Raw genomic sequence first — 23,633 nt, 5'->3', positions numbered from 1 at the left:
GGTGATTTTTTAGTCGCCTCCCTATTGACTGTTTTATAGGCGCAAATTACACTTGCGCCTCCTTATTTTTGGCGATTTCCGCCATAAGAATTGGATCTGTGGAGCTTGTTTAATGGCAACCGTTAACCAGTTGGTTCGTAAACCACGTAAACGTAAAGTGGCAAAGAGTGACGTTCCTGCGTTACAAGCTTGTCCGCAACGCCGCGGTGTCTGCACTCGCGTATATACTACTACACCTAAAAAGCCTAACTCGGCTTTGCGTAAAGTATGTCGTGTTCGCTTGACTAACGGCTTTGAAGTAACTTCCTACATCGGTGGTGAAGGTCACAACCTGCAAGAACACAGCGTCGTGCTGATTCGCGGCGGTCGTGTAAAAGACCTTCCAGGTGTTCGTTATCACACTGTTCGTGGTAGCTTGGATACTTCAGGCGTACAAAATCGTAAGCAAGGCCGTTCTAAGTACGGTACTAAGCGTCCTAAGTAAGCTAATCCTACTTAGAATCGTTTAGACAAATAAATTTTAATACAGTAAGGCCGAGCAGTAATTGTATTGTCTCGGGCGAACCTGAAGAGGATATAGACATGCCTAGAAGACGCGTCGTCGCTAAGCGTGAAGTCCTTCCGGATCCTAAACACGGAAGCCAACTTCTTGCTAAGTTCATCAACCATGTAATGGTTAGTGGCAAAAAATCTGTAGCAGAAAGCATTGTTTACAATGCGCTGGATACAGTTGCAACTCGTACTAAATCTGAAGATCCAATGGCGATCTTCGAAAAAGCTCTAGAATCTATCCAGCCAATGGTTGAGGTTAAATCTCGCCGTGTGGGTGGTGCGACTTACCAAGTCCCTGTAGAGGTACGTCCAGCTCGTCGTGCAGCATTGTCTATGCGTTGGTTGGTTGAAGCGTCTCGTAAGCGTGGTGAAAAATCCATGGCGCTACGTCTAGCAGGTGAAATCCTAGATGCTTCTGAAAATAAAGGTTCTGCTGTTAAGAAACGTGAAGACGTTCACCGCATGGCAGAAGCTAACAAAGCATTCTCGCACTACCGTTTCTAATCGACCGGAGCAACAAAGACAGTGGCACGTAAGACACCTATCAACCGCTACCGTAATATCGGTATCTGTGCGCATGTTGATGCGGGTAAAACGACGACAACTGAACGCGTTCTTTTCTATACTGGTTTATCCCATAAAATTGGTGAGGTGCACGATGGTGCCGCCACCATGGATTGGATGGAGCAGGAACAAGAACGTGGTATCACCATCACTTCCGCAGCGACGACTTGCTTCTGGAGTGGTATGAGTCAGCAGTTCGATCAACACCGTATCAATATTATAGATACGCCGGGGCATGTCGACTTTACAATCGAAGTTGAGCGCTCTTTGCGTGTATTGGATGGTGCCGTCGTTGTGCTTTGTGGCTCTTCTGGTGTACAGCCTCAAACCGAAACTGTTTGGCGCCAGGCAAATAAATATGAAGTCCCTCGTATGGTGTTCGTCAATAAGATGGATCGTACGGGGGCGGATTATTTCTCTGTTGTACGTCAGATGAAAGAAAGGCTAGGTGCTAACGCCGTTCCGATCCAAATTAATATTGGTACTGAGGAAAACTTCCAAGGTGTTGTTGATTTGGTTCTGATGAAAGCAATTAAGTGGAACGACGAAGATAGCGGTATGACTTTCGTATTGGAAGACATACCTGCGGATCTTCAGGATGAAGCAAGTGCTTGGCGTGAAAAGCTGGTTGAAGAGGCTGCTGAAGCGAATGAAGAGTTAATGGATAAGTACCTTGAAGAAGGGGATTTGTCTGTTGAGGATATTAAGGCAGGGTTACGTGCGCGCACATTAGCCAATGAGATTGTTTTGGTGACCTGCGGATCTGCCTTTAAAAATAAGGGTGTTCAAGCTGTATTGGATGCCGTTATTGAGTACATGCCTTCTCCTGTAGAAGTAAAAGCAATTGAAGGCACGCTTGAGGATGGTGAAACGTTAGTTGCTCGTGAGGCGGATGATAATGCTCCGTTTTCTGCGTTGGCGTTTAAAATAGCGACCGATCCATTTGTTGGGACGCTTACCTTTATTCGAGTGTACTCTGGTGTATTAAAAACAGGCGATGCGGTTTACAACTCTGTTAAGCAGAAGCGTGAGCGTGTTGGCCGAATGGTTCAAATGCACGCCAATAATCGTGAAGAGATCAAAGAGGTATTAGCTGGAGACATTGCTGCCACTATTGGTATGAAAGATGTTACCACAGGTGATACGCTTTGTGACATGAAGGATGTTGTCGTGCTTGAGCGCATGGAATTCCCAGAGCCTGTTATCTCCGTTGCGGTTGAGCCAAAGTCTCAAGCCGATCAAGAGAAGATGGGGATTGCGCTAGGTAAATTGGCGCAAGAAGATCCGTCTTTCCGCGTTGAAACGCACGAAGAGACAGGGCAGACGATAATTTCTGGTATGGGTGAATTACATCTTGATATCCTTGTCGACCGTATGCGTCGCGAGTTCAAGGTAGAGGCGAACATTGGTAAGCCTCAGGTAGCCTATCGGGAAAAAATTCGCAAAGAAGTGACAGTTGATCACAAATTTGTACGTCAATCTGGTGGTCGTGGTCAGTATGGTCACGTCGTAATGAAGTTAATTCCTTCGGATACCGAAGGTCTTGAATTCATTAACGAAATTGTTGGTGGTGCTATTCCAAAAGAATACATCCCTGCAGTAGAAAAGGGTATTTCAGAGCAAATGAAGAATGGTGTGATTGCGGGGTTCCCTTTATTGGGCCTTAAGGTCGTGCTAATCGATGGATCCTTCCATGATGTTGACTCTAATGAAATGGCCTTTAAAATTGCAGCTTCTCAAGGCTTGAAGAAAGGCGCAGTTGATGCTGATCCTTGTGTTCTTGAGCCTGTAATGAAAGTGGAAGTTGTTACCCCTGAAGAATACATGGGCGATGTGATGGGTGACCTGAATCGTCGTCGTGGTCTTGTACAGGGGATGGACGATTCCCCGTCTGGTAAAATTATTCGAGCAGAAGTGCCTTTGGGTGAGATGTTTGGGTATGCAACCGACGTGCGTAGCTTGTCGCAAGGGCGTGCGAGTTATGCGATGGAATTTGAGAAATACGCTGAAGCACCAGCTAGTGTGGCAGACGCGATCATCAAAAATGAAGATTAATCATCATACTTACTAATTCATTAAGGTGTATGTATCATGGCAAAGAGTAAATTCGAACGTAATAAACCACACGTTAACGTTGGTACTATCGGTCACGTTGACCACGGTAAAACTACCCTAACTGCTGCATTGACTCGTGTATGTGCAGAAGTATTCGGCGGTACAGCTGTTGCTTTTGACGGTATCGATAATGCACCAGAAGAACGTGAGCGTGGTATCACAATCGCGACTTCTCACGTAGAGTACGATTCTCCAACTCGTCACTACGCACACGTAGACTGTCCTGGACACGCCGATTATGTTAAAAACATGATCACTGGTGCGGCTCAAATGGACGGCGCGATCCTAGTTTGTGGCGCAACTGACGGCCCTATGCCTCAGACTCGTGAGCACATCCTTCTTTCTCGTCAAGTAGGTGTACCTTACATCGTAGTTTTCCTAAACAAATCTGATTTGTTGGCTGAAGACTGTGGCGGTGCGGATTCTGAAGAATACGCTGAAATGCTAGAGTTGGTTGAAATGGAATTGCGTGACCTTCTTTCTGAATACGACTTCCCAGGTGATGATACTCCAATCATCCCAGGTTCTGCTTTGATGGCATTGAACGGTGAAGACGAAAATGAAATGGGTACAACAGCGGTTAAGAAACTTGTTGAAACTCTAGACGAATACATTCCTGAGCCAGAGCGTGCGATCGATGGTGCATTCATCATGCCTATCGAGGATGTATTCTCTATCCAAGGTCGCGGTACGGTTGTAACAGGTCGTGTTGAGCGTGGTATCGTTAAAGTTGGTGAAGAAGTTGAAATCGTTGGTATCAAAGATACTACGAAAACAACTTGTACTGGCGTTGAGATGTTCCGTAAGTTGCTAGACGAAGGTCGTGCAGGTGAAAACTGTGGTATCCTTCTTCGTGGTACTAAACGTGATGACGTTCAGCGTGGTCAAGTATTGGCTAAGCCTGGTTCTATCACTCCTCACACTGTCTTCGAAGCTGAAGTTTACGTGTTGGGTAAAGATGAAGGTGGTCGTCACACTCCATTCTTCAAAGGCTACCGTCCTCAGTTCTACTTCCGTACAACTGACGTAACTGGTGCTTGTGAGCTTCCAGATGGCGTAGAAATGGTTATGCCTGGTGACAACATCCAAATGACTGTTGAACTAATTCACCCAATCGCGATGGACGAAGGTCTTCGTTTCGCTATTCGTGAAGGTGGTCGTACAGTAGGTGCGGGCGTTGTAGCTAAAGTTATTAAATAATTGATTCTTTGAATTAGTTATTTGAACGAAAAAAGGCTGCTCGAATATGAGCAGCCTTTTTTTATCTAGAAGGCGAATTTTTGTCTTTCGAGGATTGGTTACTTGACAACCAGTTTTTGAATAGCTAATATTCGCCGTCCTTAAAAAAGGATGTTGGCTTAAAAAATGTACAGTTAAGTCATCAAACATTGTATTTGGAGTTGGAAATGCAAAGCCAAAAAATCCGTATTCGTTTGAAAGCGTTTGATCATCGCCTGATTGATGCTTCAACACAAGAAATTGTGGACACAGCGAAACGTACAGGTGCGCAAGTGCGTGGACCGATTCCACTTCCTACTCGCAAAGAACGTTATACAGTATTGATTTCTCCACACGTAAACAAAGATGCGCGTGATCAGTATGAAATTCGTACACACAAACGTGTTCTAGATATCGTTGAGCCAACTGAAAAAACAGTTGACGCTCTAATGAAGCTAGACCTTGCGGCAGGCGTGGAAGTACAAATTTCTTTGGGTTAATAACAAACTCAAAGTTTGGGGTGCGAGAACCGGCTGGTTATCAGTCGGCTTATGCACAATAGTGGAATGATCTGGAATGATCAGCCGTAGCGGGTGATAGCCCCGTACACAACTGGCAAATGAGGTAAAAAATGGCTATTCAATTAGTCGGACGTAAAGCCGGAATGACACGAGTCTTCACAGAAGACGGTGTATCCGTGCCAGTAACCGTCATCGAGGTTGAACCGAACCGCGTTACTCAGGTGAAAACAGCAGAAACTGACGGCTACCAAGCTGTTCAAGTCACTGTTGGTACTCGCCGTTCGAGCCGCGTCAACAAAGCTGCTGCAGGTCACTACGCAAAAGCAAATGTTGAAGCTGGTCGTGGTTTGTGGGAGTTCCGCCTGTCTGGTGATGAAAAAGAAATCAATGTTGGTGATGAACTGACTGTAGCAGATTTCGAATCTATCTCTACGATTGACGTAACAGGTCAATCTAAAGGTAAAGGCTTTCAAGGTGCCATTAAGCGTCATAATTTCAGTATGCAAGACGCAACACATGGTAACTCATTGTCTCACCGTGCTCCTGGCTCTATCGGTCAATGTCAAACACCTGGTCGTGTTTGGAAAGGCAAGAAGATGGCAGGCCAAATGGGCGCAACACAAGTTACTACTCAGTCTTTGGAAGTAGTACGAGTTGACACAGAGCGTAACCTTATCCTAGTGAAAGGTGCGGTTCCTGGCGCAGTTAACGGTGATGTTATTCTTCAATCAGCTGTTAAAGCACGCTAAGAGGGGTAGACAATGAACTTGAATCTTACAGGTGCGGAAGGAACAGTAGAAGTTTCTGAAGTAACCTTCGCTCGTGAATACAACGAAGCGCTAGTTCACCAAGTAGTGACATCTTACTTGGCTGGTGCTCGTCAAGGCTCACGTGCACAAAAAACTCGCTCTGAAGTGGCCGGTGGCGGACGCAAACCTTGGAAACAAAAAGGTTCTGGTCGCGCACGTGCAGGTACTATCCGTAGCCCTCTATGGCGCTCTGGTGGTGTAACTTTCGCGGCAAAACCACAGGATCACTCTCAGAAAGTAAACAAGAAGATGTATCGTGCAGCAATGCGCACCATCTGGTCTGAGCTTGTACGTCAAGACCGTCTTGTTGTTGTTGAAGAGCTTAAATTGGATGCTCCAAAAACTAAGCTTTTTAAAGCAAAAATGGCAGAATTGAATGTTGAGAACGCTTTGGTTGTTTCCCATGAATTGGACGACAATCTTTTCCTAGCGGCTCGCAACATTCCGAACGTAGATGTACGTGATGCAGCGTCTATCGACCCTGTTAGCTTGATTGCTTACGACAAAGTGTTGGTGACAGTTGGTGCTCTGAAACAAGTTGAGGAGACACTAGCATGATCGGCGAACGTATTTATAAAGTTCTGTTGGGTCCACACATCTCTGAAAAAGCGACTATCGTTGCCGAAGGTAATGGTCAGTACGTTTTTCGTGTAACTGGTGATGCAACAAAACCTGAAATCAAAAAAGCTATCGAAGCACTTTTTGAAGTCAAAGTTGAGTCTGTTCGCACGTTGAACCACAAAGGTAAAACTAAGCGTACAGTTCGTGGTCTAGGCAAGCGTAGTGACGTGAAAAAAGCGTACGTACGTTTGGCTGAAGGCCAAGAAATTGACTTCATGGTCGCTGAATAAGGGGAGATAGGTCAATGGCTGTTGTAAAAAGTAAGCCAACGTCTGCAGGCCGTCGTCACGTTGTTAAAGTTACCAACAACGATTTGCACAAAGGCGCACCATATGCACCTTTGCTAGACAAAAAAAGCAAATCAGGTGGTCGTAACAATAACGGACGCATCACTACGCGTCACGTAGGTGGTGGTCATAAGCAGCATTACCGTGTTGTTGATTTTCGTCGTAACAAAGATGGAATTCCTGCGGTAGTTGAGCGTTTGGAATATGATCCAAACCGTTCTGCAAATATTGCATTGGTTAAATATGCTGATGGTGAGCGTCGTTACATTATCGCTTCCAAAGGTATGGTGGCTGGCAGTGTTGTTTCTAGTGGTGCAGATGCGCCTATCAAAGCGGGTAATACTTTGCCTCTGCAAAATATTCCTGTTGGTAGTACCGTACACTGTGTCGAGCTTAAGCCTGGTAAAGGTGCACAAGTTGCCCGTTCTGCCGGTGCGTCTGCTCAGCTAGTTGCTCGTGAAGGTCGTTACGTTACTCTTCGCCTACGTTCTGGCGAAATGCGTAAAGTATTGACTGAATGCCGCGCTACTTTGGGTGAAGTATCAAACTCTGAGCATAGCTTACGAGTTCTTGGTAAAGCTGGTGCTACGCGTTGGCGTGGTGTTCGTCCTACCGTTCGCGGTGCGGCGATGAACCCAGTAGATCACCCACATGGTGGTGGTGAAGGTCGTAGTAAGGGTGGTCGTCATCCTGTTACACCTTGGGGTGTGCCTACTAAAGGGTACAAAACACGCAGCAACAAGCGTACTGATAAACTTATTGTACGTCGCCGTACTAAGTAATAAGAGGAAACGACTGTGCCACGTTCACTAAAAAAAGGTCCTTTTATCGACCTTCATTTGTTGAAAAAGGTAGAGGCTGCGGTAGAGAAAAAAGATCGTCGTCCAATTAAAACTTGGTCACGCCGTTCTACTATCTTCCCTGATTTTGTAGGGTTGACTATCGCTGTCCATAATGGTCGCCAGCATGTTCCAGTTCTAGTAACTGAAGATATGGTCGGTCATAAACTGGGTGAGTTCGCTCCGACCCGTACATATCGTGGTCATGCTGCGGACAAGAAAGCCAAACGGTAATAAGGGGTATTAACATGAGTGAAGTAAGCGCTTCATTGAAAGGTGCTCGCCTCTCTGCGCAGAAGGCCCGTTTGGTTGTAGATCAAATCCGCGGCAAATCTGTTAGCGAAGCACTGAACATTTTAACGTTCAGTCCTAAAAAGGCGGCAGTAATTGTCAAAAAGGTACTGGAGTCTGCTGTAGCGAACGCTGAGCATAACGAAGGTGCTGATATTGATGACTTGCGTGTATCTACGGCGTATGTTGACGAGGCAATGACTCTGAAACGTATTATGCCACGTGCTAAAGGCCGTGCTGACCGTATTTTAAAACGCGGTTGCCATATTACAGTTAAAGTCGCTGACTAATTAGGAGAAACCCAATGGGTCAGAAGGTTCATCCAACTGGTATCCGCCTAGGGATAGTTAAAGATCATACCTCTACTTGGTATGCTAATAATCAAAACTACTCTAAGCTGCTATTAAATGATCTTCAGGTTCGTGCGTTCCTGGAGAAAAAATTGGTTCAGGCTTCTGTTTCTCGTATCGAGATTCAACGTCCTGCTCAAACAGCTCGTATTACAATTCATACTGCCCGTCCAGGCATCGTGATTGGTAAGAAGGGTGAAGATGTTGAGAAACTACGCAACGACGTGTCAGCAATGATGGGCGTGCCAGTTCATATCAACATCGAAGAAATTCGTAAGCCTGAATTAGATGCAAAATTGGTTGCGCAAAACATTGCTGGCCAACTTGAGCGTCGTGTTATGTTCCGTCGCGCAATGAAACGTGGCGTTCAAAATGCTATGCGTGCAGGCGCGAAAGGTATCAAGGTTCAGGTAAGTGGTCGTCTAGGCGGTGCAGAAATTGCCCGAGCTGAGTGGTACCGTGAAGGCCGTGTGCCTCTACACACTCTACGCGCTGACATTGACTACGCTACTTATGAAGCGTCTACAACTTACGGCATCATTGGTGTCAAAGTGTGGATCTTCAAAGGCGAAATCTTGGGCGGTATTGAGCAAGTGCGTGCTGATAAAGGCGCACAAAAGAAGAAGTCTAAGTAGGGGGTAAGTCATGTTACAGCCGAAACGTACTAAGTTCCGTAAGATGCAAAAAGGCCGTAACCGCGGTCTTGCTCTACGCGGTAACCAAGTTAGCTTTGGTGAATTCGGATTGAAATCGACCGAGCGTGGTCGTATTACTGCTCGTCAAATTGAAGCGGCGCGTCGTGCAATGACTCGTCACATCAAGCGTGGTGGTAAAATCTGGATTCGTGTGTTCCCTGATAAGCCGATTACTCAGAAACCTCTTGAGGTTCGTCAGGGTAAAGGTAAGGGTAGCGTAGAATACTGGGTTGCACAGATTCAACCTGGCAAGATGCTTTATGAAGTTGAGGGCGTTTCTGAACAGCTAGCACGCGAAGCGTTTGCTCTAGCTGCTGCTAAGCTTCCTCTGTCCACAACTTTCGTAACGCGTACGGTGATGTAGATGAAAGCAAAAGAACTGCAAGAAAAGTCTGTAGCAGAGCTACAAGCGACCTTGATTGAGCTGCTACGTGAGCAATTCACTCTGCGTATGCAGAAAGCAACTGGTCAGTTGACGCAAACTCATTTGCTCTCGCAAGTTCGCCGCAATATCGCACGTGTAAAAACCGTGCTAAATGATAAGGCAGGTAACTAAGATGGCAGAAACAAAAGCGCGTACAGCTACTGGTAAAGTAGTAAGCGATAAGATGGATAAAACCATCACAGTACTAGTTGAGCGTACAGAAAAACACCCTCTATACGGTAAGTTTGTCCGTCGTTCTTCTAAATTACACGCTCATGATGAAAACAATGAGTGCCAGATCGGTGATACCGTTAAGGTCGTTGAAACACGTCCTTACTCTAAGTCTAAGACTTGGAATCTGGTTCAGGTTGTTGAGAAAGCAGCAGCTGTATAAGCTGCTCCTTCCTTCGTGAGACTTGTTATCTAATTTGATTGGAGAGCAGTAATGATTCAAACAGAATCGATGCTTGATGTAGCAGATAACAGCGGCGCAAAGCGTGTTCAGTGTATCAAAGTACTGGGTGGCTCACATCGTCGTTATGCTGCTATCGGTGACATTATTAAGGTCACAGTGAAAGAAGCGATCCCTCGCGGTCGTGTTAAGAAAGGGCAGGTTCTAAACGCTGTTGTCGTTAGAACTAAGAAAGGTGTTCGTCGTTCTGATGGCTCTGTAATCCGCTTTGATGTAAACTCTGCGGTTCTACTGAATGCTTCAGGGCAGCCTATTGGTACTCGTATCTTTGGCCCTGTAACACGTGAATTGCGTACAGAGCAGTTCATGAAAATTGTTTCTCTTGCACCTGAAGTGCTGTAAGAGGGAGGGGACATTTATGCGTAAGATCAAACGTAACGACGAAGTTGTTGTGATTGCAGGTAAAGATAAAGGCAAACGCGGCAAAGTTGTTAAAGTAGTAGACGAGAGCCGAGTTCTTGTTTCTGGTGTCAATATGATCAAGAAACACGAAAAGCCAAACCCTATGAAGGGATCAACTGGCGGCATCGTTGAAAAAGAAGCACCTATTCAGGTTTCTAATGTAGCTATTTATAACAAGGCTACTGACAAAGCGGATCGCGTCGGCTTTAAATTGAATGAAGACGGTACGAAAGTACGTATCTTTAAATCAAACAGTGAAGCGATCGACGCCTAAGAGCGAGAATTATAGCCATGGCGAGACTTAAGCAAGTATATAAAGATCAAGTTGTAGCAAAACTTACTGAAGAGTTTGCTTACAAAAACGTGATGGAAGTGCCTAAAATCACTAAAATCACATTGAACATGGGTGTTGGTGAAGCTATCGCAGACAAGAAATTGCTTGAGCATGCGGTAAATGATCTAGAAGCACTGAGCGGCCAAAAAGTTGTAGTGACTAAGGCGCGTAAATCAGTAGCTGGCTTTAAAATCCGTGACGGTTATCCGATCGGTTGTAAAGTGACGCTACGTGGTGAACGTATGTGGGATTTCTTCGACCGTTTGGTTGATGTTGCTATTCCACGTATTCGTGACTTCCGTGGACTTAATCCTAAGTCTTTCGACGGTCGTGGTAACTACAGCATGGGTGTGAAAGAGCAGATCATCTTCCCTGAAATCGAATACGATAAAGTAGATCGTGTACGTGGTATGGATATTACCATTACAACGACTGCTCGTACCGACGAAGAAGGTCGTGCTTTGCTAGCCGCCTTTAGTTTCCCTTTCAAGAAATAAGAGGTAGGAATCATGGCTAAAATATCAATGATTCAGCGCGAAGCAAAACGCACCAAATTAGTAGCTAAGTACGCTGAAAAGCGTGCTGCTCTAAAAGCGATCATTAGCGACGTTAATGCATCGGACGATGAAAAGTGGGAAGCAACGCTTAAATTGCAAGCGCTTCCTCGCGATTCATCTTCTTCTCGCCAACGTAATCGTTGCCAAGTGACTGGCCGTCCACACGGTGTTTACCGTCGTTTCGGTTTGTCTCGTATCAAGTTGCGTGAAGCAGCGATGCGCGGTGACGTACCAGGCTTGAAGAAAGCTAGTTGGTAAGCAAGTAGAGCGCGATCATAATACATAGCAGTGACTGGAGTGTCTAATTACTGGACATTCTGCTCGCTGCTGTGTACTATGCGCGAGCTCTATTTGCTGCACAATGGTTTTTCAATTAGGAGCTCTTAAATGAGTATGCAAGATACCCTTGCGGATATGTTTACACGTATTCGTAATGCACAGATGGCTGCGAAGACCACTGTGAGCATGCCTTCATCAAACATGAAGGTGTCAATTGCTTCCGTACTACGTGAAGAAGGTTACGTTGGTAACTATTCCGTAGACGAAGCAGTAAAACCGACTCTTACTATCGAATTGAAATACTTCGAAGGTAAGCCGGTTATCGAAGAAATTAAACGCGCATCTCGCCCAAGCTTGCGTCAATACAAAGGCACTGCAGATCTACCTAAAGTAGAAGCTGGCCTTGGCGTTGCTATCATCTCTACCTCTAAAGGTGTGATGACTGACCGTGCAGCTCGTGCAGCTGGCATCGGTGGCGAAGTAATCTGCACTGTATTCTAGGAGTTAGTATGTCTCGAGTTGCTAATAGTCCCGTGACGCTTCCTAGTGGTGTAGATTTTACTCTTAAAGGACAAAATGTTGTTGTTAAAGGCAGCAAAGGTTCTTTAGAGCTAGATGTTCACACAAGCGTTCAAGTGACTAAAGAAGAAAATGTTATCACCTTCGCTGCTCGCGATGGTGCGAAACAAAGCCGTGCCTTAGCTGGTACTACTCGTGCGTTGATTAACAACATGGTTATTGGTGTTAGTCAAGGTTTCGAGAAACGTTTGATTCTTCAAGGTGTTGGTTACCGTGCTGCGCTTAAAGGCAAAGTACTTAACCTATCATTGGGCTTTTCTCACCCAGTTGATTACGAACTACCTGAAGGTATTACAGCTGAATGTGCTTCTCAAACAGAAGTTGTGATCAAAGGCATTGATAAACAAGCCGTTGGTCAAGTTGCTGCAGAAGTTCGCGGTTTCCGTCCACCAGAGCCATACAAAGGCAAAGGTGTTCGCTATTCTGACGAGATCATTCGTCGTAAAGAAGCTAAGAAGAAGTAGGTAAGCATTCATGAACACTAAGAAACAATCTCGAATTCGTCGTGCACGTCGTGCGCGCCTACATATTCGTGAACTAGGTGCGAATCGTCTTACTGTACATCGCACACCACGCCATATGTATGCTCAAGTTATTTCTCCTTGTGGTAGTAAAGTGCTAGCGAGCGCTTCTACACTAGAAGAATCTCTACGTGCTACAGCGACTGGTAACAAAGAAGCGGCTAAACAAGTCGGTGCTTTGGTTGCTGCTCGCGCTAAAGAAGCAGGTGTCACTACGGTCGCTTTTGACCGTGCTGGCTTCAAATACCACGGACGTGTTCAAGCGCTAGCTGATGCCGCACGTGAAGCCGGTCTAGAGTTCTAAGGGGTAGCAAATGGCAGTTAATGAACAACAAACTAGCGACCTCCAAGAGAAGCTAGTACAGGTAAACCGCGTTGCTAAAGTTGTAAAGGGTGGTCGTATCTTCTCTTTCACAGCTCTAACAGTCGTTGGTGATGGAAATGGTAAGGTTGGCTTCGGTCGCGGTAAAGCGCGCGAAGTGCCTCAAGCAATCCAAAAAGCGATGGAACAAGCTCGTCGCAATATGGTTTCTGTTAAGCTAGATGGCGATACTCTTCAGTATCCTGTTAAAGCTGTGCATGGCGCTTCTAAAATTTACATGCAACCAGCCTCTCAAGGTACTGGTATCATCGCCGGTGGTGCAATGCGTGCAGTTCTTGAAATTGCAGGTGTTCACAACGTATTGGCGAAATGTTACGGCTCTACAAACCCTGTAAACGTGGTTCGTGCTACGATTAAAGGTTTGCAAGACATGAAAGCACCTGAGCAAATCGCGGCAAAACGCGGTAAGTCAGTCGATCAAATTTTGGGGTAATGTGTCATGGCGAATAAAACCATCACAGTTCAACTAACCCGTAGCCCGATCGGTCGTCTTCCAAAACACCGTGAAACAATTAAAGGCTTGGGTTTGCGTAAAGTTGGCCAAACTCGTGAGCTGGAAGATACTCCAGCAGTACGTGGTATGGTTAATAAAGTTTATTACATGGTTAAAGTTGTAGGAGAATAACATGTTTTTAAATACACTTCGTCCTGGCGAAGGTAGCAAGCATGCTCCTAAACGTGTCGGTCGCGGTATTGGTAGCGGCTTGGGCAAAACCGGCGGACGTGGCCATAAAGGTCTTAAGTCTCGTTCTGGTGGCTCAGTGAAACCTGGTTTTGAAGGCGGTCAAATGCCATTGCAGCGTCGTCTGCCAAAATTTGGTTTTACCTCACGTCAGGCTAAGTATGTTGCTGAGGTTCGTTTAAACGAGCTTGCTGCTGTAAATGCTGAAGTTGTAGATTTGGCTGCTCTTAAAAGCGCCGACATCATTGGTCATCAAATTAAGACAGCGCGTGTAATTTTGTCAGGCTCAATCGACAAAGCAGTTACCATTCGTGGTCTTAAAGTGACTAAAGGTGCTCGTGCCGCTATTGAAGCAGCTGGCGGAAAAGTCGAGGAATAAATGGCAAAGCGTGGCTCACTACCAGCCGGTATGCAAAATGGACTAAGCGAGCTTTGGGCTCGCATCCGTTTTGTATTGTTGGCAATTATTGTATATCGAATTGGTGCTCACATTCCTGTTCCAGGGATTAACCCTGATAGATTGTCTGCCCTATTTAACCAAAATGAAGGCACAATTCTGAGTTTATTTAACGTATTCTCAGGGGGCGCGCTCCAGCGAATGAGTATTTTCGCTCTCGGAATACTGCCCTATATTTCTGCCTCTATTATTATGCAGTTATTAACGGTTGTGAGTCCGCAGCTAGAGCAGTTGAAAAAAGAGGGTGAGGCGGGGCGTCGTAAGATTACCCAATATACCCGTTATGGTACGGTACTGTTAGCGCTTATCCAATCTGCCTCAATGGCGGTTGGTCTAGCCAGTCAAGGAATCGCTTTCCATGGTGGCCTACAATTCTACGGCGTTGCTGTCGTTTCGTTGGTTGCTGGAACCGTGTTCTTGATGTGGCTGGGTGAGCAAGTAACTGAAAAGGGCATTGGTAATGGTATTTCTATTATCATTTTCTCTGGTATCGTGGCTGGTATTCCTGCTGCTTTAGGTCGCTCGTTTGAATCGGCTCGTCAAGGCGATATTAATATTCTTGCTTTGTTGTTTATTGGTGTAATTGCTGTGGCAACCATTGCGTTTGTGGTCTTTATTGAACGTGGTCAGCGCCGTATTACAGTGAATTATGCGAAACGCCAGCAAGGTAACAAGGTGTTTGCCGCACAGAAGAGTCATTTGCCGCTTAAGGTGAATATGGCGGGTGTTATCCCACCTATTTTCGCTTCAAGTATCCTTCTATTTCCTGCTTCGATCGGCCAATGGTTTGGTCAAGGTAAGGGCATGGAATGGTTGCAAAATATCTCTCTGGCTCTAGCTCCTGGACAACCTCTATATGTGCTGTTGTTTGCGATAGCAATTGTTTTCTTTTGCTTCTTTTATACAGCACTGGTGTTCAACCCTAAAGATGTGGCAGATAACTTAAAAAAATCCGGTGCTTTTTTGCCGGGTATTCGTCCAGGCGATCATACAGCTCGATATATTGATGGTGTAATGACTCGTTTGACACTGTTTGGTGCGTTATACATCACACTGGTGTCTTTGATGCCTCAGTTCTTTGTTGTTGCGTGGAATGTTCCTTTCTACTTTGGCGGTACATCGTTATTGATTATCGTGGTAGTAGTAATGGACTTTATGTCGCAAGTACAAAGTCATTTAATGAGTCATCAGTACGAGTCGTTAATGAAGAAATCTAATCTGACTGGTTATGGTCCAAATGGCCTAATGCGTTAGCATAGGTTGGAGTTGAACATGAAAGTACGTGCATCTGTAAAGAAAATCTGTCGTAACTGCAAAATCGTTCGTCGTAACGGTTCAGTTCGAGTGATTTGCTCTGAGCCTCGCCATAAACAGCGTCAAGGTTAACAGCGAATTCGCTCTATGATGGGAAAAGGGTGGTTGATTTTTCGCCTAAACATAGGCATAATCAGCCGCCCTCATGAAAGCAAAGCGATGATTTAGAAATCATCCATAACAACGGAGTAAATTGAATGGCCCGTATAGCCGGTGTCAATATTCCTGACAATAAACATGCGGTCATTTCTCTGACTTACATCTTCGGAATTGGTCGCACTCGTTCGCGTGCAATTTGCGCCGCGTCAGGTGTTGCTGAAACTGCCAAAATCAGTTCTTTAAGTGATGAAACACTTGATGAACTTCGTGGTGAAGTTGCTAAGTATACTGTAGAAGGTGATCTACGCCGTGAAGTCAGCATGTCTATTAAACGTCTGATGGATCTTGGCTGTAACCGTGGTATTCGTCACCGCCGCAGCCTACCTGTTCGTGGTCAACGTACCAAAACGAACGCTCGCACACGAAAAGGCCCTCGTAAGCCTATTCGTAAGTAATATAAACGCGTTTCGCTCTAGCCACTAAGTTTGTTAGAGCTGAGCATTAAATAGGAAAAGTGCAATATGGCTAAGCCAGCTACGCGCAATACCAAGAAAAAAGTCAAAAAGACGGTTGTTGATGGTGTTGCTCATGTACACGCGTCATTTAACAACACGATCGTGACTATCACCGACCGCCAAGGCAATGCATTGTCTTGGGCTACTGCCGGTGGTTCTGGTTTTCGCGGATCTCGTAAAAGTACTCCTTTCGCAGCGCAGGTTGCTGCGGAGCGTGCCGGTACTGTCGCACAAGAATTCGGCCTTAAAAACGTTGACGTCATGATCAAGGGCCCAGGTCCTGGTCGTGAGTCCGCAGTTCGTGCATTGAATGCATTGGGCTTGCGTATCAATAACATCACAGATGTGACGCCAATCCCGCACAATGGTTGCCGTCCACCTAAGAAACGTCGCGTTTAATTGAGGAGACAGATACATGGCTCGTTATATAGGTCCAACTTGTAAGTTGTCTCGTCGTGAAGGTACCGACTTGCAATTGAAGAGCGGTTCACGCGCTCTTGAGTCTAAATGTAAAGCAGAAACCGTTCCTGGTGTACATGGTGCACGTCGTGGACGCCTTTCTGACTACGGCTTGCAATTACGTGAGAAACAAAAAGTTCGTCGTATGTACGGCATTCTTGAAAAACAATTCCGTAACTACTACAAATCTGCCGCTCGTCTTAAAGGTGCAACAGGTGAAAACCTTCTGCAACTTTTGGAATCACGTTTAGATAACGTTGTATACCGCGCAGGTTTTGGTTCTACTCGTGCGGAAGCCCGTCAACTAGTTGGCCATAAAGGTATTCTAGTTAATGGCGCATCGGTTAACATTCCGTCTTACCAAGTTAAAGCTGGTGACGTTGTGTCTATCCGTGAAAAAGCGAAAAAACAATTGCGTGTTCAAAGCGCATTAGAGCTATCTAAAAATCGTGCACCGATCCACTGGATCGAAGTGGATACCACTAAACTGGAAGCAACTTACAAAGCTGCTCCAGAGCGTGCCGATTTATCAGCTGAAATTAATGAGAACCTAATCGTCGAACTTTACTCTAAGTAAGTCGGTGATTGGGATTAAGAAATAGGTGGATCTATGCAGCGTTCAGTGAGCGAATTGTTAACCCCACGCAACATTGAAGTTCAGGAATTAGGCAAAACGCGCGCTAAAGTAACGCTTCAACCACTTGAACGTGGTTTTGGTCATACTTTAGGTAACGCGTTGCGCCGCATCCTTTTGTCTTCAATGCCTGGTTGTGCAATTGTTGAAGTTGAAATCGACGGCGTATTGCATGAATACAGCGCAATCGAAGGGGTTAAAGAAGATGTCATAGAAATTCTTCTTAACCTGAAAGGAGTTGCGATCGCTCTACACGGGCAAGATGAAGCAACTCTTACTTTAAGTAAAACAGGTCCTGGTGTCGTAACGGCTGGAGATATCCAGTTGGTTGCTGATGCAGAGATCGCTAACCCTGATCACGTTATTGCTAACTTGGATGACACTGCAGTACTTAATATGCAGATCAAAGTAGCACGTGGTCGTGGTTATGAGCCTGCTGATGCCCGTATTGCAAGCGACGATGAGACTCGTCCTATCGGCCGTTTGCAGCTGGATGCTTCGTTCAGTCCTGTTCGCCGTGTGGCCTACAGCGTTGATAGTGCTCGTGTAGAGCAACGTACCGACTTAGATAAGTTAGTATTAGATATCGAATCTAATGGTACGATTGACCCTGAAGAAGCCATTCGTCGTGCTGCGACCATTCTTCAGCAACAGATTGCTGTCTTCGTCGCTCTTGAAAGCGAAAGCGAAGCACCTGTTGTGGAAGAAGAGGATGAGATTGATCCAATTTTGCTACGCCCGGTTGATGATCTTGAGTTGACCGTTCGCAGTGCTAACTGTTTAAAAGCAGAGAACATTTATTACATCGGTGATTTGATTCAACGTACTGAGGTTGAGCTTCTTAAGACGCCAAACTTGGGTAAGAAGTCGTTAACTGAAATCAAAGATGTTTTAGCACAGCGTGGTTTGTCTTTGGGAATGCGTCTAGAAAACTGGCCACCAGCTAGCTTAAAAGACGATAGCAAAGTTCTAGCTCGCTAGGTCATTGTTCCCTGACCACCGTAGTTTGGTAAGGAATGTAAAATGCGTCATCGTAAGAGTGGACGTCACTTAAACCGTACTAGCTCTCATCGTAAAGCGATGTTCAAAAATATGGCTGCTTCTTTATTCGAGCACGAAGTTATTAAAACTACGTTGCCGAAAGCCAAAGAACTTCGTCGCGTTGCTGAGCCTTTGATCACATTGGCGAAAGAAGATTCCGTAGCGAATCGTCGCCTTGCCTTTGCTCGTACTCGTAGCAAAGACGCAGTAGGTAAATTGTTCTCTGAACTTGGTCCTCGTTACCAAGCTCGTCCTGGCGGTTATGTTCGCATTTTGAAATGTGGCTTCCGTGCAGGTGACAATGCGCCTATGGCTTATGTTGAATTGGTTGATCGACCAGTTGCTGAAGCCGCTGAGTAATATCAGTTTGTAATAAAAAAACCGGACCTTGTGTCCGGTTTTTTTTATCTGATATTTACCAATGAAGTAGGCTGTATTTTAGATATAAAAAAAGTCCAAGCGCGTGTCTTGGACTTTTGTTAATTACCCAGCCTATTTATTTCAGCATGGGTTTTAAGAAGCGCCCGGTATGGGATGTCTCATTGTGAGCAATGTCCTCTGGCGTCCCTTCTGCAATGATGTAACCGCCGCCACTGCCGCCTTCAGGGCCAAGATCGACAATCCAGTCCGCCGTTTTGATGACATCAAGATTGTGCTCAATAACGACAACGGTATTGCCGTGATCTCGTAGACGATGTAACACTTTCAATAGTTGCTCGATGTCTGCAAAATGCAAACCAGTGGTTGGCTCGTCCAGAATATAGAGGGTTTTTCCGGTATCCCGTTTAGACAGCTCTTTGGCAAGCTTCACGCGCTGTGCTTCCCCTCCAGAGAGTGTCGTAGCGGCTTGTCCTAGGCGAATATAGCCAAGCCCCACATCAATCAACGTCTGTAATTTTCTTGCAATCGCAGGGACTGGATCGAAGAAGTCTCGAGCATCCTCAATAGTCATTTCTAGGCATTCGTGAATGTTCTTCCCTTTGTAGTGTATTTCAAGGGTTTCACGATTATAGCGTTTGCCTTTACAGACATCACAGGGGACATAGACATCGGGTAAAAAATGCATTTCTACTTTGATCACACCATCGCCTTGGCAGGCTTCACAGCGTCCGCCTTTTACGTTAAAGCTAAAGCGGCCAGGTTTGTAACCGCGAGAGCGAGCTTCTTGCGTGGCGGCAAACAATTCACGCATGGGTGTAAAAATACCGGTATAGGTTGCTGGATTTGAGCGAGGCGTACGACCAATGGGGCTTTGGTCAATGTCGACACATTTATCGAATAACTCTAATCCTTCAATTTTTTCATGGGGGGCTGCTTTGAGGGTTGTCGCGCCATTTAATGCGGTAGCGGCTAATGGAAATAGCGTACCGTTGATCAAGGTAGACTTACCTGACCCAGAGACTCCTGTAATACAAGTCATCACACCGAATGGAATGGTTAAGTCGACTTTGTTTAAGTTATTGCCTGTTGCCCCAATTAATTTTAGTACTTGATTGTTGACTGCTTCGTGGCGTTTGGCTGGTATGTCGATCTTGCGTTGCCCATTTAAGAACTGTCCAGTGACAGACTGAGGGCAATTCATAATGTCTTGTGGTGTACCGCTGACGATGATTTCTCCGCCATGAACCCCAGCGCCAGGACCAATATCGACTACAAAGTCCGCGACACGAATCGCATCTTCATCGTGTTCCACAACGATGACCGTGTTGCCGAGATCCCGTAATCGCGTCAATGTGGAGATAAGCCGCTCGTTATCACGCTGATGCAAGCCAATAGAAGGCTCATCAAGGATATACATAACACCCACTAATCCGGCGCCAATTTGGCTCGCGAGTCGAATTCGTTGCGCTTCCCCGCCTGATAATGAGTCGGCTTTACGATCTAATGTCAGGTACTCAAGGCCAACGTTGACAAGAAACGTCAGACGGTCGCGAATTTCTTTAAGAATCTTCGAGGCGATCTCTCCCCGAGCACCTGTTAAGGTGAGGTTTTCAAAGTAGGTTAGGCATTCTGCAATCGGGAATTTTACAATCTCAGGGAGCGTTTCTTCATTGATAAACACATTGCGCGCTGAGCGATTGAGGCGTGAACCATGGCAATCAGGGCATGGCTGTGTCGTAATATACTGGGATAAGTCTTCACGAACGCTGTCAGACTCGGTTTCATGATAGCGACGTTGTAGATTGGGCAACACCCCTTCAAAGGCATGAGAACGAATCATTTTGTCACCACGTTCATTGATGTAGACAAAATCGATTTTGTCTTTGCCCGATCCGTTGAGAATTTTATCCTGATATTGTTTGGGGATGTCTTTGAACTTGGCGTCGATATCAAAGCCGTAGTGTTTTGCTAAGGCACTTAGCTGTTGGTAATAAAAAATACTGCGACGTCCCCAGCCACGAATAGCACCCTCCGCAAGGGTCAGTGTTTCATCTTGAATAATGCGGTCAGGATCAAAGACTTGATGTGTCCCCAGTCCATCACACGTTTGACAAGCGCCATTAGGGTTATTGAACGAAAACAGACGTGGTTCGAGCTCCGTAAGGCTGTAGCCACAGACTGGACAGGCAAACTTACTGGAAAAAATATGAATGTCTTTTTCATCATCCATATTAATGACTTTGGCAATACCATCGGACAAGGAAAGACAGGTCTCGAATGACTCAGCAAGGCGAAGTTGTAAATCTTTACGAACTTTAAAACGATCAATGACAACTTCTATAGTATGTTTCTTATTTTTTTCTAAAGTAGGGGCATCGTCTAAATCGACGACGATTCCGTCGATGCGAGCGCGGATAAAACCTTTAGATAACAAATCGTTAAGAACATGAAGGTGCTCGCCTTTGCGATCTTTGACAATCGGCGCAAGCAACATCATTTTAGTTTCCTCAGGAAGAGAGATTATCTTATCGACCATTTGTGATATGGTTTGCGCCTCTAATGGCTCTCCATGATCAGGACAGCGTGGCTGGCCTGCCCGAGCAAATAGCAACCGAAGGTAATCATAGATTTCTGTGATTGTACCAACGGTAGAACGCGGGTTATGAGACGTTGATTTCTGTTCAATGGATATGGCTGGGGAAAGGCCTTCGATATGATCAATATCCGGTTTTTCCATCATGGATAGAAACTGTCTAGCGTAAGTTGACAGTGATTCTACATAGCGACGCTGACCTTCTGCATACAAGGTATCAAAAGCGAGGGAAGATTTTCCTGAGCCAGATAGGCCAGTGATCACCACGAGTTTGTCTCTAGGAATGTCTAGGTCCACATTTTTAAGATTGTGGGTGCGTGCTCCGCGTATGGTGATAGTATCCATGTGTCTCCAATATAGTCTTTGGTCAACAGAAATTAGCTTCGTTGTGAGTAGAATAACTGTCTATTTTTACAGTAGTTGAAATAGAGCTTCAACGTTAATTTTTGTAATATTGACATTTTCCTTTTTCTTAAACCTAAGTTGAGTGGTTGAATCTCCTTATGGATGCACTTGAACGTCGATCTGTTCTTGCCCTAGCGCTTGTTTATCTCTTTAGAATGCTAGGCTTATTTCTCATTATGCCCGTCATCAGTGTGGCCGCAGATGGTCTACAAGGAGCCGATGCCGCCTTGATTGGTACTGCGATTGGTATATATGGGTTCACCCAAGCCATATTGCAAATACCAATGGGTATGTGGTCTGACCGAATTGGTCGTAAGCGTGTCATTGTTATCGGTTTGCTGTTGTTCGCATTGGGCAGTTTGATTTGTGCGAATGCAACCAGCATACATGTACTTATCGTTGGTCGTGCATTACAAGGCGCTGGGGCGATAGCCAGTACCTTAATGGCTTTGTTGAGTGATGTCACTAGAGAGAAGAACCGCACCAAATCCATGGCGATGGTCGGTGTGAGTATTGGGGCTTCTTTTATGATTTCGTTAGTGCTGGGACCATGGGTATTTGATTTAGTAGGTTTGTCTGGCTTGTTTTACTTGTCGTTCGGTTTTTCTTTCCTTGGCATAGCCTTGATTTTGTTTGTTGTTCCTAACGTTGTTCAACATACCTTTAAACGTGACACAACGCCCAGTTTGGTAGCGCTTGGGCGTGTGATTAAAGACAGTAAGCTGCGCTTCCTTAACATCAGTGTGTTATTGCTGCATGCCAGCTTAACGGCATTGTTCATTACCGTGCCACATTTATTGATTCAGCGCTTTGGTTTGCCGTTGGCAGATCATAGCTGGCTTTACCTTGGAGTAATGGGTTTTGCCTTCGTAGGTATGGTACCATTAGTGATCATCGCTGAAGCAAAAGGCAAAATGAAGGCCGTTGTTTTTAGCGTGGTTTTGATGCTGGGACTGAGTGCTATTTTATTACAATGGGCCCCCCATCTATGGGTGTTTGGTCTACTATTGTGGTGCTACTTTGTTGGTTTTAATACCCTTGAAGCGACCTTACCATCCTTGATTAGTAAGCAAGCTCCTGTTGGTTACCGAGGCACGGCAATGGGTGTGTTTTCGACTCACCAATTTCTTGGCTCTTTTTTAGGAGGGATCGGTGGCGGTTGGATATTGCAGCATTACTCAAACAGTACATTATTTGATGTTGTCGGCATTGTATTGATGTTATGGACAGCCGTGTGCTTTATGCAGCCAGCTCCACGTCAGCTAAGCAGCATGGCGTTTAGTTTGCCGGACGGTGATGATGGCGCACTAGATGCCTTGGCCGATCAGCTTGCTAAAGTGGAAGGCGTAGAAGACATGCAAATTTTTAAAGATGAGCTAACGGCTTATCTTAAAATAGACAAAAAGAGACTTGATAAAGAGGCCCTAAAACGTCTCGCACCTCAAGCCAATATCTAAAGAACATAATGAATAACAGTTGGAGAGCCTCATGGCACGTGGAATTAACAAAGTGATCTTGATCGGGAACGCAGGCAACGATGCCGAAGTCCGTTTTATGCCTTCTGGAGCGGCGGTTGCAAACGTCAACATCGCGACAACCGAGAGCTGGAGAGACCGTCAAACGGGCCAAATGCAAGAACGCACCGAATGGCATCGTGTCGCGTTTATGGATCGTGGTAACTATCGTTTGGGTCAAATCGCAGGCGACTTTATCAAAAAAGGCTCTAAAGTCTATGTTGAAGGCTCTTTGCGTACCCGTGAGTGGGAAAAAGATGGCATTAAACGCTACACAACCGAAATCGTTGCGAACGAAATGCAATTGTTAGACGGTCGTGGTGACAATGCCGGTCAGCAAAGTGGTGGTTACGATTCTATGCAAGGTGGCCAAGGTGGTTATTCTAATAACGCACCTCAACAAGGTTATGGTCAAGCGCCACAGCAGCCTGCAGCACCGCAACAGTCCGCACCACAACATGCTCCTCAGGGCGGTGGTTTTAACCAACCACCTCAGCAAGGTGGGTATGGTCAAGCACCACAGCAACCTGCGCATCAGCCAGCGGCGCCACAAGCGCAACCGCAGTCTTTTGGTAGCTGGGGTAATGCACCTCAACAAGCTCCGTCTCAACCGGCGCCACAACAGCAACCAGCACCACAACAGCGTGCGCCACAGCAGCCTGCTCAGCAACCAAAGCCGCAACAAGCGCCAAATTTTGACGATTTCGACGATGATATCCCGTTCTAG

35 protein-coding genes are annotated in these 23,633 nt (G+C 45.7%); 34 read left to right on the top strand and 1 reads right to left on the bottom strand.

All coding sequences use genetic code 11. The features are described 5' to 3' along the window. Positions 1-112 precede the first annotated feature (112 nt). The 32 genes from rpsL (at position 113) to rplQ (ending at position 18,373) form a co-directional block, all read left to right on the top strand. Positions 113-484, top strand: coding sequence for a 30S ribosomal protein S12 (gene rpsL, locus MSP8886_RS19880; RefSeq protein ID WP_013659444.1), 372 nt, complete (start codon positions 113-115; stop codon positions 482-484). A 98-nt stretch (positions 485-582) separates the two neighbouring features. Further along, a complete protein-coding gene (rpsG, locus tag MSP8886_RS19875; RefSeq protein WP_067020159.1) occupies positions 583-1,056 on the top strand; it encodes a 30S ribosomal protein S7 in 474 nt (157 codons plus the stop codon). 21 nt (positions 1,057-1,077) lie between these two features. Next, entirely contained in the window at positions 1,078-3,171 is a 2,094-nt protein-coding gene (gene fusA, locus MSP8886_RS19870) for an elongation factor G (RefSeq protein WP_067020155.1), read from the top strand. Between the two features lie 36 nt (positions 3,172-3,207). Next, positions 3,208-4,431, top strand: a complete 1,224-nt coding sequence (tuf, locus tag MSP8886_RS19865; RefSeq protein ID WP_067020151.1) for an elongation factor Tu — start codon at positions 3,208-3,210, stop codon at positions 4,429-4,431. Positions 4,432-4,637: 206 nt separating this feature from the next. Beyond that, complete coding sequence (gene rpsJ / locus MSP8886_RS19860) at positions 4,638-4,949, top strand: 30S ribosomal protein S10 (RefSeq protein WP_012071937.1); 312 nt, start codon at positions 4,638-4,640, stop codon at positions 4,947-4,949. A gap of 131 nt (positions 4,950-5,080) precedes the next feature. Then, positions 5,081-5,719 (top strand): 50S ribosomal protein L3, encoded by a 639-nt coding sequence (gene rplC / locus MSP8886_RS19855; RefSeq protein WP_067020148.1) that lies wholly within the window; start codon positions 5,081-5,083, stop codon positions 5,717-5,719. Between the two features lie 12 nt (positions 5,720-5,731). After that, a complete protein-coding gene (rplD, locus tag MSP8886_RS19850; protein WP_067020145.1) occupies positions 5,732-6,337 on the top strand; it encodes a 50S ribosomal protein L4 in 606 nt (201 codons plus the stop codon). Further along, a complete protein-coding gene (gene rplW, locus MSP8886_RS19845) occupies positions 6,334-6,630 on the top strand; it encodes a 50S ribosomal protein L23 (protein WP_067020142.1) in 297 nt (98 codons plus the stop codon). The genes rplD and rplW overlap by 4 nt, the downstream gene beginning before the upstream one ends. 14 nt (positions 6,631-6,644) lie before the next feature. After that, a complete protein-coding gene (gene rplB / locus MSP8886_RS19840; RefSeq protein WP_067020139.1) occupies positions 6,645-7,469 on the top strand; it encodes a 50S ribosomal protein L2 in 825 nt (274 codons plus the stop codon). Between the two features lie 15 nt (positions 7,470-7,484). Then, a complete protein-coding gene (gene rpsS, locus MSP8886_RS19835; protein ID WP_036163121.1) occupies positions 7,485-7,760 on the top strand; it encodes a 30S ribosomal protein S19 in 276 nt (91 codons plus the stop codon). Between the two features lie 14 nt (positions 7,761-7,774). After that, positions 7,775-8,107 carry a 50S ribosomal protein L22 gene (gene rplV, locus MSP8886_RS19830; RefSeq protein WP_067020136.1) on the top strand — a complete coding sequence of 111 codons (333 nt, stop codon included), beginning with the start codon at positions 7,775-7,777 and terminating at the stop codon, positions 8,105-8,107. Positions 8,108-8,121: 14 nt separating this feature from the next. Continuing rightward, complete coding sequence (gene rpsC / locus MSP8886_RS19825; RefSeq protein WP_067020133.1) at positions 8,122-8,802, top strand: 30S ribosomal protein S3; 681 nt, start codon at positions 8,122-8,124, stop codon at positions 8,800-8,802. Between the two features lie 10 nt (positions 8,803-8,812). After that, entirely contained in the window at positions 8,813-9,226 is a 414-nt protein-coding gene (gene rplP, locus MSP8886_RS19820; RefSeq protein WP_013797835.1) for a 50S ribosomal protein L16, read from the top strand. Continuing rightward, positions 9,227-9,418, top strand: coding sequence for a 50S ribosomal protein L29 (gene rpmC / locus MSP8886_RS19815; protein WP_067020130.1), 192 nt, complete (start codon positions 9,227-9,229; stop codon positions 9,416-9,418). Between the two features lies 1 nt (position 9,419). Next, a complete protein-coding gene (rpsQ, locus tag MSP8886_RS19810; protein ID WP_067020128.1) occupies positions 9,420-9,680 on the top strand; it encodes a 30S ribosomal protein S17 in 261 nt (86 codons plus the stop codon). A 51-nt stretch (positions 9,681-9,731) separates the two neighbouring features. After that, on the top strand, positions 9,732-10,100 hold the full coding sequence (rplN, locus tag MSP8886_RS19805) for a 50S ribosomal protein L14 (RefSeq protein WP_067020125.1): 369 nt from the start codon (positions 9,732-9,734) through the stop codon (positions 10,098-10,100). A gap of 16 nt (positions 10,101-10,116) precedes the next feature. After that, positions 10,117-10,434 carry a 50S ribosomal protein L24 gene (rplX, locus tag MSP8886_RS19800; protein WP_067020122.1) on the top strand — a complete coding sequence of 106 codons (318 nt, stop codon included), beginning with the start codon at positions 10,117-10,119 and terminating at the stop codon, positions 10,432-10,434. 17 nt (positions 10,435-10,451) lie between these two features. Then, on the top strand, positions 10,452-10,991 hold the full coding sequence (rplE, locus tag MSP8886_RS19795) for a 50S ribosomal protein L5 (protein WP_067020119.1): 540 nt from the start codon (positions 10,452-10,454) through the stop codon (positions 10,989-10,991). Between the two features lie 12 nt (positions 10,992-11,003). Continuing rightward, complete coding sequence (gene rpsN, locus MSP8886_RS19790; protein WP_067020116.1) at positions 11,004-11,309, top strand: 30S ribosomal protein S14; 306 nt, start codon at positions 11,004-11,006, stop codon at positions 11,307-11,309. Between the two features lie 129 nt (positions 11,310-11,438). After that, positions 11,439-11,831 (top strand): 30S ribosomal protein S8, encoded by a 393-nt coding sequence (rpsH, locus tag MSP8886_RS19785; RefSeq protein WP_067020113.1) that lies wholly within the window; start codon positions 11,439-11,441, stop codon positions 11,829-11,831. Between the two features lie 8 nt (positions 11,832-11,839). Then, positions 11,840-12,373 carry a 50S ribosomal protein L6 gene (rplF, locus tag MSP8886_RS19780; RefSeq protein ID WP_067020110.1) on the top strand — a complete coding sequence of 178 codons (534 nt, stop codon included), beginning with the start codon at positions 11,840-11,842 and terminating at the stop codon, positions 12,371-12,373. Between the two features lie 10 nt (positions 12,374-12,383). Further along, entirely contained in the window at positions 12,384-12,734 is a 351-nt protein-coding gene (gene rplR / locus MSP8886_RS19775; RefSeq protein ID WP_067020107.1) for a 50S ribosomal protein L18, read from the top strand. Positions 12,735-12,744: 10 nt separating this feature from the next. Continuing rightward, on the top strand, positions 12,745-13,245 hold the full coding sequence (gene rpsE / locus MSP8886_RS19770) for a 30S ribosomal protein S5 (protein WP_067020104.1): 501 nt from the start codon (positions 12,745-12,747) through the stop codon (positions 13,243-13,245). A 6-nt stretch (positions 13,246-13,251) separates the two neighbouring features. After that, the gene (gene rpmD, locus MSP8886_RS19765; RefSeq protein ID WP_067020101.1) at positions 13,252-13,437 is read left to right on the top strand and encodes a 50S ribosomal protein L30; all 186 of its coding nucleotides are present in this window, start codon (positions 13,252-13,254) and stop codon (positions 13,435-13,437) included. 1 nt (position 13,438) lies between these two features. Beyond that, a complete protein-coding gene (gene rplO, locus MSP8886_RS19760) occupies positions 13,439-13,873 on the top strand; it encodes a 50S ribosomal protein L15 (RefSeq protein ID WP_067020098.1) in 435 nt (144 codons plus the stop codon). Continuing rightward, positions 13,874-15,205, top strand: coding sequence for a preprotein translocase subunit SecY (gene secY / locus MSP8886_RS19755; protein WP_067020094.1), 1,332 nt, complete (start codon positions 13,874-13,876; stop codon positions 15,203-15,205). Positions 15,206-15,223: 18 nt separating this feature from the next. Then, entirely contained in the window at positions 15,224-15,337 is a 114-nt protein-coding gene (gene rpmJ, locus MSP8886_RS22000) for a 50S ribosomal protein L36 (RefSeq protein WP_055462823.1), read from the top strand. Between the two features lie 125 nt (positions 15,338-15,462). After that, on the top strand, positions 15,463-15,819 hold the full coding sequence (rpsM, locus tag MSP8886_RS19750) for a 30S ribosomal protein S13 (protein WP_067020090.1): 357 nt from the start codon (positions 15,463-15,465) through the stop codon (positions 15,817-15,819). 66 nt (positions 15,820-15,885) lie between these two features. After that, positions 15,886-16,278, top strand: coding sequence for a 30S ribosomal protein S11 (gene rpsK / locus MSP8886_RS19745; RefSeq protein WP_012071913.1), 393 nt, complete (start codon positions 15,886-15,888; stop codon positions 16,276-16,278). A gap of 16 nt (positions 16,279-16,294) precedes the next feature. Continuing rightward, positions 16,295-16,915 carry a 30S ribosomal protein S4 gene (gene rpsD / locus MSP8886_RS19740; protein WP_067020088.1) on the top strand — a complete coding sequence of 207 codons (621 nt, stop codon included), beginning with the start codon at positions 16,295-16,297 and terminating at the stop codon, positions 16,913-16,915. Between the two features lie 33 nt (positions 16,916-16,948). Then, entirely contained in the window at positions 16,949-17,953 is a 1,005-nt protein-coding gene (locus MSP8886_RS19735; protein WP_067020084.1) for a DNA-directed RNA polymerase subunit alpha, read from the top strand. A gap of 42 nt (positions 17,954-17,995) precedes the next feature. Beyond that, positions 17,996-18,373, top strand: coding sequence for a 50S ribosomal protein L17 (gene rplQ, locus MSP8886_RS19730; RefSeq protein ID WP_067020081.1), 378 nt, complete (start codon positions 17,996-17,998; stop codon positions 18,371-18,373). Positions 18,374-18,509: 136 nt separating this feature from the next. Here the strand turns inward: rplQ and uvrA are convergent, their stop codons facing one another. Next, positions 18,510-21,332, bottom strand: a complete 2,823-nt coding sequence (gene uvrA, locus MSP8886_RS19725; RefSeq protein ID WP_067020077.1) for an excinuclease ABC subunit UvrA — start codon at positions 21,330-21,332, stop codon at positions 18,510-18,512. 158 nt (positions 21,333-21,490) lie between these two features. On the opposite strand from uvrA, the gene MSP8886_RS19720 reads away from it, so the two are divergent. Further along, positions 21,491-22,849 carry an MFS transporter gene (locus tag MSP8886_RS19720; RefSeq protein WP_067020074.1) on the top strand — a complete coding sequence of 453 codons (1,359 nt, stop codon included), beginning with the start codon at positions 21,491-21,493 and terminating at the stop codon, positions 22,847-22,849. Between the two features lie 31 nt (positions 22,850-22,880). Further along, positions 22,881-23,633: a single-stranded DNA-binding protein gene (ssb, locus tag MSP8886_RS19715; protein WP_067020071.1), complete on the top strand. Its 753-nt coding sequence runs from the start codon at positions 22,881-22,883 to the stop codon at positions 23,631-23,633.

This window comes from Marinomonas spartinae (genome assembly GCF_900089775.1).
Lineage (GTDB): Bacteria > Pseudomonadota > Gammaproteobacteria > Pseudomonadales > Marinomonadaceae > Marinomonas > Marinomonas spartinae.
The sequence above is the reverse complement of the archived record's forward strand: the minus strand, read 5'-3'. Positions and strand labels throughout refer to the sequence as shown.